The sequence below is a fragment of the Enterovibrio sp. QJM3NY_24 genome, from assembly GCF_057786035.1.
On sequence record NZ_CM173520.1, the window covers coordinates 309,085 to 321,639 of the forward strand.

A 12,555-nucleotide genomic window follows, 5' to 3' on the forward strand; every position below is an offset into this window, starting at 1 on the left:
ATATGTATTCTAGCGAAATTGAATCGACAACGTGGCCTGTAACGAAGAAAGACACGTTTGCCCGCAGCATGCTCCTATCTACCTTTGGGCATATAGAAGGCGTCGCTTTGACATTGGTTGACTATGACGGTCAAACCCAACAGCTAGGCGACATGAATGCAGAATTGCATGCCGAGATCATTGTGCGCCATCCGGGTTTTTATCGCCGTGTATTGAGCGGTGGAAGTATCGGCGCCTCAGAGGCTTACGTCGACGGCTGGTGGGATTCGCCAGATTTGACCAATGTGATTCGCGCGGTGTGCCGCAACTTGCCCGCGTTAGATCGCCTTGAAAGCAAAGTGGGTTGGATTGCAAATATTGCTCAAAAGTTTGCGCATTGGAAAAACAGAAACACCAAAGAAAACTCTCGTACCAACATTTCGGCACATTACGACCTTGGAAACGATCTTTATGAACGTTTCCTCGACAAAGAAATGCTCTATTCAAGCGCTATCTATGAAAACGACACGGATACGTTGGAAAGCGCCCAGTTTGAGAAAATGGACCGATTGTGCCGCGAATTGAGATTGCAACCCAGTGATCATCTTGTCGAAATAGGCACAGGTTGGGGTGGCATGGCCATTCACGCTGCCAAGCATTACGGATGCAAAGTGACCACGACAACCATCTCCAATGAGCAATACGAATGGGCGAAGCGTCGCGTTGAGCAAGAAGGGCTGTCTGGTCAAATAACCTTGCTGAAAGAAGATTATCGCGATCTCGAAGGGCAATATGACAAGCTTGTGTCGATTGAAATGATCGAAGCGGTGGGCAAAACGTATCTGACGACCTACATCAAGAAATGTCAGTCTTTGCTGAAACCGAATGGTTTGATGGCGATTCAATCAATCACCATCGCCGATCAACGCTATGACTACTACAGCAGTAACGTCGACTTCATTCAAAAACACATTTTCCCAGGTGGCTTCCTTCCGTCAGTGAATGTATTGCTTGAACACTTTACACGTGAGAGCGATCTGGTTGCGCGAGATTTGAAAGATATTGGTTTGGATTACGCACGCACGCTAAAAGATTGGCACGAAAGGTTCAACGATAAGCATGCGGAGCTTAGTGAACTTGGGTATGACGATCGTTTTGCTCGCCTATGGCGTTACTATTTCTGCTACTGCGAAGGGGGTTTCCGCGAACGCACCATCAGCACAGTACAGCTTGTACTGAGTCGTCCCGACTGGCGCGAGTAACTGCACCAGAAAACTCAATTAATCAGGGGCAGAACATGCGTATTATCCTAGTTTCATTGGCATTTAACCTATATTGGTTCGCTGCAGTGGTTGGGCAAAACAGCTTTCTTCCTCTTCTTGTATTGGTTTTGATTGCGTCGATGTTTATGGACCGCGGCGTGATCATCGCGATTCCTCTGTTCGCATTGATCGGCATTGCTGGTGATAGCGTACTGATGTCTAGCCAATTCTTGGTATTCGATACACCGTTTCTTCCTTTATGGCTTTGCTTACTTTGGGCGGGTTTTGGTGCTTATCTGTGGCTAATCAAAGATTGGATTTTAGATAAGAATATTGGCTTGTTGATTGGGGCCGGCTCTATTGGTGGCGCAGTGAGTTATCTCGGCGGTGAGCGGTTGGGCGCAGTATCGTTTGGACAGCCGTATTGGACAACAGTTGCCGTGCTGGCCATTGGATGGGCGGTATACAGCGTGTTGTTTCTATTGTTGTTGAAATACTTCCAGTCGAAGGGGGGAGTATGGTTTCTTTCACGTTCGGTTTCAGTAAAAAAATGACATTTCTTGGCTTGGCAGGTCCATTGGCGCTGCTGACGTCTTTGTCGTCCTATGCCTTTATTGGCTCTAGCACAGGGCAGCCTGCGAGCGTTGCCGCGCCGTTGACCAGTGCAGTCACGAAGGGGCTATCGGAAAACACCTCAGATAAAAAAGAGCAGTGGATGTGGTGGAAGCCTGTTGGTTCCGCTTCATTGTCATGGGGTTTCTGGAAAATATACGACAGTGAGCTTCGCACTCCAGCGGGAGTATATAATCCCGAATCCCCTCTGCCCTTGGCGCTGGTGATCACCTATGACCGGGATATCGATGCCGACGATTTGCTCGATGCGACCGTCGAACAATGGGAGCACCTTGGATTCTCTGCCGACACCATTGCGAGTTGGGATCCGCAAATGAAAAATGCGTGGCCAAACGTCAAAGAAGGCGATCGCCTTATCTACGTTCTGGAAAGCAGTGGCGGTGCATTTTTTTACCAGCCCAAACAAGGCCAGCCCAAACCGTATGCAACATTGAAAGACATACCTTTAGCCCAAGCGTTTGCTGATATCTGGCTGTCTCCGAAAACCGCTTACCCATCACTTCGTTTAGCTCTCATTGGAGGAAAATAAACGTGAGAAAACTCGCCATCATAGGGGTATTTTTCCTTACGCTCATCGGCTGCTCAAGCTCGATTGAAGATTACAAAAACACCACGCCAGCGTTTAACCTCTTTGAATATTTTGACGGAGAGGTCAAAGCCTGGGGGATGGTGCAAGACTATACAGGCAAACACACTCGTCGCTTTGATGTTGATATCAAAGGTACGGTTGTAGGTAGCGTGATAACACTGGATGAAGACTTTTTGTTTGATGATGGTGAAACACAAAAGCGTATTTGGACGATCACTCGTCTAGAGGATGGCAGTTATCAAGGTACAGCGGGTGATGTGGTTGGTATCGCGTCTGGGCGTGAAGAAGGCAATGCACTCAATTGGGTGTATGACCTCAGCGTTGAAGTGGGTGACAGTACCTATGTGCTTACGCTTGATGATTGGCTATTCCGCCAAGATGAAAAGCGTGCATTTAACCTGACTTCGATGAGAAAATTCGGTGTAGAAGTAGGTCGAATTTCGATCTTCTTTGAAAAGCAGGACTAACCTGCACCTCTCGCCATGCCGATCACTCTTTGTAAAATCCGCCGTAATAATAGCGGGATACCGTCTTCATGATGCTGCTCCGTATACGCAATAATCGCGAGAGCAGCATCAGGCTTAGCATACTTTTTTAGCGCTTTGCTGATGATTTTCCTCGGCGCGATATGATGCATGTTGTCATCAATGTTTGCCATTTCTCTAAACAACGGCTCGTAACCATGACGGAAAAGGTAGTGCTCGATATCTCGGTCGGGCAAGAGAGTCAGTCGATGGCTTTCTTGATCGCCATTCAGCATTTTCCGCGCGGCGTACGCGTATTTTTGTCCTGCCATATCGCCATCTGCAATCAAGTGCCATTCAATTCCCAATATAATCGCGAGCTTGATAAGGGGCTTAAGCCCACTTTGGGCAAATTCAATCAGTTGAACCCCTTCTGCTGACAGGTCATAACCTTGGAGCCTTGCTAATTCACTGAAGAGCCAAATCTCGGTTTCGCCTTCAACTAAAAGCCAACATCGAGCAAACAATGCGCTTGGACGATGAAAGCGAACATGAAAAGACACGCGACGTTCCTCGTCTTTACTCAAACATCCTTTAGGCACTTGAAATGATTCTGTTTGCGTTGAACCTCTTTCTAAGCGCCGAATACTCGTGAGAGGAACGGCTGATAGTAAATCGCCGCTGTTTGTAGTGATAATTTTCTGCATTGGCATTAACGCAATTAAGCGCCAAGCCTGATTGAGTAACGTGGGGTGCAACCGGCTTTCAGGGTCTTCAAAAATCACAATTGGGCGAGCGTTTGGCCTAAGTTGTTTTGGGCCGCGCGCGCGAACAAAAGTGCTAAGTAGTCCCATGAGTAACAAACGGCTTTGGTTGGATGTGTTACGCGCCACAAGTTCTAGCGGGTGAATATTGTTGGCGCGCATGTTGAGGTGTCGCGATGGCTCAATATCAGCGGGAGACCGGTTGTGGCTATTAAACGCAAAATAGTGGTCGAGTAGCGTCCGCATGGCTTTAATGCCACTGCGAACTTCGCCTTTGTTCACATGCCCAGGCATGTGCTGTAATCGCTTAACCGTATTTTCTAACCGCTTTTCTAGCCGAGTTTTGTTACCATTTAGATCGAGTTCTATATCTCGTAAACGACGCGCATCCTGCATACGAATAATGGGATGAAGCAGCGCAAGCTGTTTGGCGAGGTGTTGTTGGTTTTCCAACGCAATGATGTTTCCGGTTTCATCAAGAAAATCGCGAGTGACGTTGATCTTCCCGTCGTCGTGCAATGCATTGATGTGAAAATCGAGTTGGCGAAGGCCTTCTTCATTGGTCTTGTTCCATACCTGATTGAACTGTCGGTAGCGACGGGCGCGGTGTTCCCCCGAATAGCTTTCAACCCAGCGAAGAATGATTTGGATTTGATTCGTTTGCGCATTTCCCAATATATGGTCGATATGGAAATCTTTGCGCTCGAATGTATAAGGTTCACCCGTAGAGGGTAACGAGAGAGACAGTGCATCTAGCAAGGAGCTTTTGCCCCACGCATTTTCGCCGATAAGAACCGTCACCTCGTCAAGACTGAGCGAAAGCCGTCGAATGCCGCGAAAACCTGATATTTCAATACGATCTAACTTCATAGCCACCTCATTCCTAAGGGTAAGACAGATGAAGACACAGTGGCGATGTATTCATCACGAATTTGCGGATCAGGGAAAAATTTCTGTTCTCATTCAGTGTATTGTGCCAGATTGAGGCGCAACAAATATTCACTCGCTATATTCTAACGAATACTTATAGAGCTAAGTCAGGTCATTTACTTTGATGGCACTTTCGTTGCTGTCGTGACGGCAATACAAATCACCTTTATCCAATGACCCTGACTCTATACAAGGAACGAGTATCACCATGTTATCTTTCGAAGCACTGCAGGTTCTAGACGCCATTGACCGTAAAGGGAGCTTTGCTGCGGCTGCTGATTCATTGAATCGTGCGCCTTCGTCTTTGAGTTATCAGGTCCAAAAACTAGAACAAGAGTTGGACTTAGTGATTTTTGATCGTTCTGGGCACAAGGCTGCGTTTACGGATGCAGGCAGATTATTGTTAGAGCGAGGTCGGATACTGATCAATGCCGCTGACGAAATGGTTGCCGACGCCAAATCCCTTGCGCATGGCTGGGAGTTAGATATCACGATTGCATTCGATGGCTTGTTAACCGCAAGACAGTTTTTCCCGCTGGTGGAGCAACTTGGTCGTGAATCGAATACTCGTGTCCGGCTGCAAGAGGAAATATTGGCAGGGTCGTGGGAGGCGTTACATGATGATCGCGCCGACATTCTTATTAGCCCCAAGCCCCCAACGATTCCTTTAGGTGTAAAGATTCAAGAGCTGGGCTATTCCGATGGTTATTGGATAGCAGCACCCGATCATCCTATTCACAAGCACAGCAACCCGTTTGATCCTGAAACGCGGCGTTTGTATCGCAGTATTTCTGTGGCTGACACCGCCCGCAGTGCGAAAACATACACCTTCAATATATTGGACGAACAGCCGAGGCTCACGGTCAGCTCCATGACAGAGAAGTATCACGCTATTCTTGATGGATATGGCATCGGCACGATGCCTTTATGGTGGATAGAAAAAGACATTGAGGAAGGCCGTTTAAAAGTCATTGAAGGGAGTGAGACCTACCAGCTTCATTGGGTGATGGCATGGAAGAGAAATCGAATGGGTAACGCGAAAGGCTGGTTGGTAAGACAAATACCGAAAGTACTAAAAATGATTCAACCTGTTCGTGAAGAAAACGTAGATTAGATTCTTGTTAATAATTGACGGAGCAACACCATGATCAGACACATCTTGCTGGTGAAATTCAAACCCGAATCCAACGAAGCCGATTTTGGTGAGATCCGTGAAGAGTTTACTTCAATGACGGAACGCGTTGAAGGCGTGGAATCTGTGGAATGGGGCGAGAACGATAGCCCTGAGGGGAAGAATAAAGGATTCACGCATGTCATTTTGATGACTCTGAAAGACGAAGCCGCCCGCCAGCGCTATTTGGTCGACCCTGAGCATGACGCATTAAAAGAAGTGTTTGGCCCGCATATCGAAGATATTATCGTGGTGGACTACAGTCTAGTTGCTGAATTGCACGACTAGCCAAGCGTCATTTTACACTCAAACGTACCAAAGAATAAAAGGCTGCATTAGTATGCAGCCTTTTTCGTTTAACTTGATTCTTGATAAGAACATGAATCGGTTACAGCATCATATCCATATCAACGATGCCGTCTTGTATTTGGACATCAATGCTGAATCCCACTTTTTGTGCCAAGGCTATCATTCCAGAGTTAGACGGCATGGTCATGCCGTTGATACGTTTTAAGCCGCTTTGGCGTCCGTACTCGATGACCTTGTCCATTAATATCCTGCCCAATCCCATGCCTTTGAGATCAGAACGCACCAATACGGCGAACTCAGCATCCGTATGTGACGGGTTTGCCAGCGCACGTACTACGCCGAGAATTTCATCTTCGCCATTGGGCGCACGGAAGACCGCCACGAAGGCCATTTCACGGTCGTAATCAATCTGTGTGAGATTGGCTAAGGCTTCATGGTTCAACTCTCCGACATCAGAGAAGAAGCGCTTATACAGGTCTTCCACAGACACACGTTCCACAAAGGATTTATGGTTAGGTTCATCTTCAGGAAGAATAGGGCGCAGCAATATTTTGCGTCCGTCTTTGAGGGTCGCACTCTGCTCCAACTCTTTTGGATATGGGCGAATCGCGAGACGGGTATTGGCGTCTCCTTCAAACGGTGACAATTTGATAGAAGCATCCAGAACGGTAAAACTGTCGCCTGTGACAAGCAAGGGGTGGATATCCAATTCCGTGATTTCAGGGTAATCGATTACGACCTGTGACAGTGTCACTAAAAAGTGGCAAAGTGAGTTCACATCAATGTTATAAGGATGACCACGTTGACGTAATTTGCCCGCTTTGAGTGCGCCAATTACAAGATAACGCGCCAACGCCATATTTAGGGGGGGAATAGCAACGGCTGCGTCACGGTTTACATTCCACTCGCTGCCGCCTTCGCCCAGCAAAATAACAGGGCCAAAAACGGGGTCGTGACGAACACAAACCCTAAGTTCTTGCGAACCGGCACGGTTGGCCATCGCTTGAATCTGTAACCCTTCAATGCGTGCGGTTGGATAAGACAGCGACATACGATTGAGCATCAATTGGGCGGCATTGGCGACTTCGGTGGCATTGTTCAGATCGAGCATGACGCCGTTAACGTCAGACTTGTGAGCAATGTCTGGCGAACGTAGTTTAACGGCAACGGGATACCCCACTTGTTCGGTGATTTGAGCGGCTTCCGCAGCGTCAGCAGCCAGCCATGTTGCCATTACATTGATGCCATATTTTGAAAGAAACGGCCTTGCTTCGTGGGTAGTCAATGAGGTTAATTGGCTGTCTAGCGCTTGCTGGATAAAAGCACGACCGCCTTCTACATCGTATTCGATCTGTCCAATGGAAGTTGGCGTTTCCATTAATTGTTTTTGGTTTCGACGGTATTCGACCAAGTGCATGAATGCGGTAACGGCACTTTCTGGTGTGCGATACGCAGGAAATCCTGCATGGGCAAAGGCCAAACGCGCCACTGTCGCGTCATCACTCTCACCTTGCCAATTGGTCAATATATTAAATCGTTTGGCGCGGGGGTTGTTCTTTAGCATTTCTGCCAGCGCTTTAGCGGTTTTCAATCCGGGAGCGGTGACCGACGGAGAATGAAGGATCAGCAAGGCATCTGCTTCATCACTTTCAAGTAAAATCTCCGTTGCTTTCTTGTAGCGCTCTATGTCGGCATCGCCAACGATATCGAGTGGATTGCCTTGCGACCAACTCACCGGTAACACTTTGCCGAGTTTTTCGATGGTTTCTTCGCTCAGCACTGCCAATTTGCCGCCCATTTCCATCAATGTATCCACCGCCATGACGGCTGGGTCGCCGCCATTCGAAATGATGGCTAATCGTTCCCCGCGAAGCGGCACTGAATGGGAAAGCGTTTCTACTGCGGCAAATAACTCATGTGTCGTATTTACGCGAAGCATGCCCGAACGTCGAATCGCGGCATCGTATGCACCATCTAGACCCGGCAAGCTTTCTGATAGGTGGGGGAGAGCCGCGGCACCTTCTGGCGTACGGCCGCTTTTTAACACCAACACACGACGGTTTCGAGATGCAGCACGAGCAGCAGATATAAATGCTCTTGCGTCCTGAATGTTGTCGATATAAAGCAGAATTGCATCGGTTTTGCTTTCTCGGCTCAGGTAGTCAAGCAGTTCGGGAAAATCGATATCACTCGCTTCCCCTAACGAAATAAAAGTTGAAAACCCAATGCGTCGGTTTCTTGCCCAGTCCAAAATCGTGGTACATACCGCTGCCGACTGAGAAACAAACGCAATGTTGCCACGGTTGGCGGGGATAGGCGAAAACGACGCGTTCAGATTTAGCCAAGGAAGGATTAAACCAAGACTATTGGGGCCGATAACACGCATGTCGTATTGCGATGCGATCTCGCGCATGATGTCGAATTCAGTACGTCCATCTTGGTTGATGCATTTTTTCATGCCTGCTGCCAAAATGATGGCAACCTTCACGCCTTTTTCCCCCAACTGACGAATAAGCTCACTGTTTTTATCTGCTTGTGTACAGAGTACAGCCATGTCGGGAATCAAGGGTAAGGCATTGATCGTTGGATATGCGAGAATCCCCGCGACAGCTTGATATTTTGGTGTGACAGGCATTATGGGGCCTTGAAACCCACCTGATTGGAGATTACGGATAATCACATTGCCCGCACGGCCTGGTGTATCAGAAGCGCCAATGACAGCGATTGATTTTGGTTTAAAAAGCATATCTAGGCCGAGCATGTGCATCTCCTGAGGCATCTGAGGTTACTCGTTTATATCCTACAATGTTTCTGTTGGCGCATCCTGACCCATTAAGTCTGGCTGTGATCCGCAACGAAAAGACGCGTATTAAAAAAGAAATCCTTGTCATCTCAATCATTTTCGCAAAATGATGTGTGACATGTAGCAGATACTTATCAGAGTGCGCATCGTTTAAGTTGAATGAATGGATAGGTGCGTTCAGAATAGAAGACAGTGGCTCCTAAAAGTAGAATATTCATGAAGAAAATCCTTTCTATCGCATTTACCTTTGCGCTCGCTGGCTGTTCCGGTGGAGCCAGTACGACTCAGATTTTGACTCAATCTATAGAAGAAGAAGTGTTCCCGACTCCCCAATCTTCTTCTATTCCTGCTCCTGCAAAAAAAGCAGAAATGAATTCAGCTAAACCCATGCCAAAACCTGCTTCTAAAGCAACAATGGCAGAAAAGCCGATGAAATCTAAGCCTGCGGTAATCGCTAAACCTGCAGTTAAAAAGCAACCGGCAACGAAAAAAATGGCGGCGATGAGCGGACAAAATTACACAATACAGGTCATCGCACTTAGCCATAATAAAGGCTTCAATGAATACATGAATAAGTTGCCTTCGGACAAACCCGTTTGGTCGAACAAAAAAATGGTCGATGGTTTGCCGTGGTATACCTTGTTGTATGGTGATTTTGACTCGAAAACTGACGCGAAGCATGCGCTAAGCGCTTTACCAAAAGACATTAAGCAGTATGGGCCCTTTATTCGCTCTTTTGCCTCGATTAAATCGTCAGCAAACCCTGAGATGAAGCCGCTCAATTAACATTTCCCAAACAATCAAAAAGAGAGCAAATGCTCTCTTTTTTCATATTGATATACGTGTGGTAGCCACAAGCGTCCTGTAACCGTCGGGAATACGACGAGTTTTTGTGCGATCACACAAAAATAGACAGATATTTGCTTTTCATTGGATGAAAGGGAGAAGGCGATTGTCTACTATAGGCGTCTCACCTTCCATGCGATGCACCGGATTGTGCAATTGAATTATGTTATCCCTGATCGAAGAATCAGGGCGAAGTAGGAATGGTCATGAACCCAACTCAAGTATTGCTGCTATGTGGCGGCGGTAGCGCTGAACATGAAGTGTCTCTCGTATCGGCGAACTATCTGGAATCAGAACTGACGTCATTACCCTCAGTGTCTGTTGTTCGCGTTGAAATCACAAAAGACGAAGGCTGGAAAGATAGCGAAGGCCAAGCTTGTCGGCTGAACTTAGATAAAACACTGACCGTTGGCGATAAAATTATTGCCATTGATTATGTGGTGCCTTGTATTCACGGTTACCCGGGCGAAACTGGTGATATCCAATCATTGCTTGAACTTGCTGGCTTGCCTTATATGGGGTGCGACCCTTCAGCCAGTATCGTTTGCTTCAATAAAATCACATCAAAATTGTGGTTTGATGCCATTGGTATCCCTAATACACCGTACGTGTTCTTGACTGAAAACAGTGCCGACAGTGTATTGAAAGCCGAAGAGGCGTTTGAACGCTGGGGGGCAATATTCGTTAAAGCGGCTTGCCAGGGCTCTTCTGTTGGCTGCTTTAAGGTGTCAGAAAAAGAATCGATCAAGGATGCTATCGAACAGGCATTTACCTTTTCCAATCAAGTTTTGGTAGAGAAGGCTGTTCGCCCACGCGAGCTAGAAATTGCGGCGTATCATTTTAACGGAGAAGTCGTGGTGACTAATCCGGGTGAGATTCGTTGCCCTGAAGATACCTTCTATACTTATGCCGAAAAATACAGCACGGCAAGTCACAGCTTAACAACGTTAGAGCCGGATAACCTGACTGACGAGCAAATCGCGAAGATGCGTGAATACGCGGAGAGAGCCTTTGTTCATTTGAAGTTAAAAGACTTGTCCCGGATTGATTTCTTCCTAACCACTGATGGCGAAGTGCTATTAAACGAAATCAATACCTTCCCAGGAATGACACCGATTTCTATGTTCCCGAAATTGGTCGAGCATAATGGACACACGTTCTCAGATTATCTGGCGAGCTGCATCCAAAGTGGTATCAACGGCGGTTAATCTTTCTCTATCTTGCGCTTGAACTGCTCCATAGCCTCGTTCTTTGCCTGCTTATTCCCCACATATTGAGCTGGCATAGCGGGGCTTTTCCATCTTCCTTGCTGTTGAATTTCCTTAATGGATTTACCTGAATCTGATAAATCCACACTGGCACCTACACGTGGAGATTGCCCTGAGAACGTCAGCGTGCTTTCTAAACCCAGCTCAGTGGCAGCACGTCGGAACACGCGGTAAATAGAGGAGTGATCCATCGGCAAGTCACCCAGCTGTTCATGCTTGTTGATGCGACGCAGCAACGGGCCATCGGCAATGCCGGATACTAAAAACCAATGATCAATCAGCTCACCTGCTTCTGGGCTGAGTTCGATACGCTGATCATCAACCACCAACACATAACCCTCGGCGTCTTTTTGTATCGAATGACAAGTCAATGCCGCGAGTTCGCTTCTTTTCAGCATACCCTCAAAGCACAGCGTCCAAATAAGTAGGTCGCGAATATCTTTCAATCGGTCGCTGCTTCCCAATTTTTGCTGTAATGCGTTCAAATGGGAAAGGTGAAACGCATTGGCCTGCGCGGCATCATCAGCTTTTTCTGAATACAGTCGATTAAGGGTGAATCGGACTTCTCTGTGGCGAGTAGGGTCAGGTAAACCATGAACACGGTGTAGTAGCGAAATAGTAATGACGTAGCGTTTGATACTGGATATTTTACGTGTTTTTGATCTGTGTTCAATGAAGCGTCTAACCGCCGTGACCGCCGCGGGGAGCGCAGAGACATTGACCTCTTTGCAATAATCGACAAAGGTTTGCCAGTCATTTTGAAAGCTAAGTACGGAGTTATGACTGTACAGACTCATCGTCAGAGATTTCCAGTGCGCCAAATCAACATGGCCAGCTTTAAATTGCATGATGCTTTGTTTGTTTTCTTCTGGATTTGCGATGGGTTCAATCTTTTTCATTATATAGCGCACTATAACTTATTATTTGAATACATCTATTATTCCACCTAATTAAGGTTTAAAGAAGAGGGGTGATCACATAACCCTTTAATGAAATGTCAGTTTTTCTGGCTGGTCAAAGACGGAAACTTGGCACTTGCTGTTAATCTGGTCTAATTTACATAGTGAAACGCAATTTTGTTGCAGTTGTTTCTTTTATATGTAAACAGACAGAGGTATCGCTGGTGAAAAAGCGCCTATACCATCGTGGTTATAACGTCGAATTGAACGACGAAAACAAAGAAGAATACAGTGCTCGAGTCGGGGGGAAGCGCATACTTGGTTCACTGCTGGGTGTTAAGCAGTCCATCGATTGGTGGAGCGATACTAACATTTTGCGCTTGCCTGAAGAGTTTGATAAGCAAGACTTCGTTGATGCCAAAGAAAAAAAAATCGAAGAGTATAAAGGCATTCAAATCATGAACGACTCTGAAGATGATGATAAGGCCTGGTATATGATCATCAAAGGGAACCTGCTTAAAGGTTCACTTCCAGCACTTAAGCAATTCGTAGATAAAAAAGTCGTTACTAAGACTTAACCACATCGCTATCATGGCGTTATCACCTTGTAATGAAACCATTTTTTTTGGGTCAAAATC

The 12,555-nt window shown here is 46.7% G+C and carries 12 protein-coding genes; 9 read left to right on the plus strand and 3 right to left on the minus strand.

The window, feature by feature from the left end:
* Nucleotides 1–2 precede the first annotated feature (2 nt).
* Genes AC3CIC_RS17790 through AC3CIC_RS17805 form a run of 4 tightly spaced genes read left to right on the plus strand, consistent with a single transcriptional unit; the run spans nucleotide 3 to nucleotide 2,930 of the window.
* The gene (locus AC3CIC_RS17790) at nucleotides 3–1,241 is read left to right on the plus strand and encodes a class I SAM-dependent methyltransferase (protein ID WP_488516554.1); all 1,239 of its coding nucleotides are present in this window, start codon (nucleotides 3–5) and stop codon (nucleotides 1,239–1,241) included.
* A 35-nt stretch (nucleotides 1,242–1,276) separates the two neighbouring features.
* Nucleotides 1,277–1,795, plus strand: a complete 519-nt coding sequence (locus tag AC3CIC_RS17795) for a DUF2878 domain-containing protein (RefSeq protein WP_488516555.1) — start codon at nucleotides 1,277–1,279, stop codon at nucleotides 1,793–1,795.
* Nucleotides 1,759–2,403, plus strand: coding sequence for a hypothetical protein (locus AC3CIC_RS17800; RefSeq protein ID WP_488516556.1), 645 nt, complete (start codon nucleotides 1,759–1,761; stop codon nucleotides 2,401–2,403). Before AC3CIC_RS17795 ends, AC3CIC_RS17800 begins: the two co-directional genes overlap by 37 nt.
* Nucleotides 2,404–2,405: 2 nt before the next feature.
* Nucleotides 2,406–2,930: a DUF3833 domain-containing protein gene (locus AC3CIC_RS17805; protein ID WP_488516557.1), complete on the plus strand. Its 525-nt coding sequence runs from the start codon at nucleotides 2,406–2,408 to the stop codon at nucleotides 2,928–2,930.
* Here AC3CIC_RS17805 and AC3CIC_RS17810 read toward each other — a convergent pair.
* Nucleotides 2,927–4,561: a DUF2813 domain-containing protein gene (locus AC3CIC_RS17810; protein ID WP_488516558.1), complete on the minus strand. Its 1,635-nt coding sequence runs from the start codon at nucleotides 4,559–4,561 to the stop codon at nucleotides 2,927–2,929. The genes AC3CIC_RS17805 and AC3CIC_RS17810 overlap by 4 nt on opposite strands.
* Nucleotides 4,562–4,829: 268 nt before the next feature.
* Between AC3CIC_RS17810 and AC3CIC_RS17815 the strand changes: the two genes are divergently transcribed.
* Both AC3CIC_RS17815 and AC3CIC_RS17820 read left to right on the plus strand, forming a co-directional pair.
* Nucleotides 4,830–5,735, plus strand: a complete 906-nt coding sequence (locus AC3CIC_RS17815; RefSeq protein ID WP_488516559.1) for a LysR family transcriptional regulator — start codon at nucleotides 4,830–4,832, stop codon at nucleotides 5,733–5,735.
* Nucleotides 5,736–5,765: 30 nt separating this feature from the next.
* Nucleotides 5,766–6,080, plus strand: coding sequence for a Dabb family protein (locus tag AC3CIC_RS17820; RefSeq protein ID WP_488516560.1), 315 nt, complete (start codon nucleotides 5,766–5,768; stop codon nucleotides 6,078–6,080).
* A 100-nt stretch (nucleotides 6,081–6,180) separates the two neighbouring features.
* Here the strand turns inward: AC3CIC_RS17820 and AC3CIC_RS17825 are convergent, their stop codons facing one another.
* The gene (locus AC3CIC_RS17825; protein ID WP_488516561.1) at nucleotides 6,181–8,862 is read right to left on the minus strand and encodes a bifunctional acetate--CoA ligase family protein/GNAT family N-acetyltransferase; all 2,682 of its coding nucleotides are present in this window, start codon (nucleotides 8,860–8,862) and stop codon (nucleotides 6,181–6,183) included.
* 258 nt (nucleotides 8,863–9,120) lie between these two features.
* Here AC3CIC_RS17825 and AC3CIC_RS17830 point away from each other — a divergent pair, with 258 nt between their 5' ends.
* Nucleotides 9,121–9,690: an SPOR domain-containing protein gene (locus tag AC3CIC_RS17830; RefSeq protein WP_488516562.1), complete on the plus strand. Its 570-nt coding sequence runs from the start codon at nucleotides 9,121–9,123 to the stop codon at nucleotides 9,688–9,690.
* Nucleotides 9,691–9,956: 266 nt separating this feature from the next.
* On the plus strand, nucleotides 9,957–10,958 hold the full coding sequence (locus tag AC3CIC_RS17835) for a D-alanine--D-alanine ligase (RefSeq protein ID WP_488516563.1): 1,002 nt from the start codon (nucleotides 9,957–9,959) through the stop codon (nucleotides 10,956–10,958).
* Here the strand turns inward: AC3CIC_RS17835 and AC3CIC_RS17840 are convergent.
* Nucleotides 10,955–11,917 (minus strand): tyrosine-type recombinase/integrase, encoded by a 963-nt coding sequence (locus tag AC3CIC_RS17840; protein ID WP_394209654.1) that lies wholly within the window; start codon nucleotides 11,915–11,917, stop codon nucleotides 10,955–10,957. The genes AC3CIC_RS17835 and AC3CIC_RS17840 overlap by 4 nt on opposite strands.
* A gap of 224 nt (nucleotides 11,918–12,141) precedes the next feature.
* On the opposite strand from AC3CIC_RS17840, the gene AC3CIC_RS17845 reads away from it, so the two are divergent.
* Nucleotides 12,142–12,495 carry a DUF3319 domain-containing protein gene (locus AC3CIC_RS17845; RefSeq protein WP_016958709.1) on the plus strand — a complete coding sequence of 118 codons (354 nt, stop codon included), beginning with the start codon at nucleotides 12,142–12,144 and terminating at the stop codon, nucleotides 12,493–12,495.
* The last annotated feature ends 60 nt before the right edge of the window (nucleotides 12,496–12,555 follow it).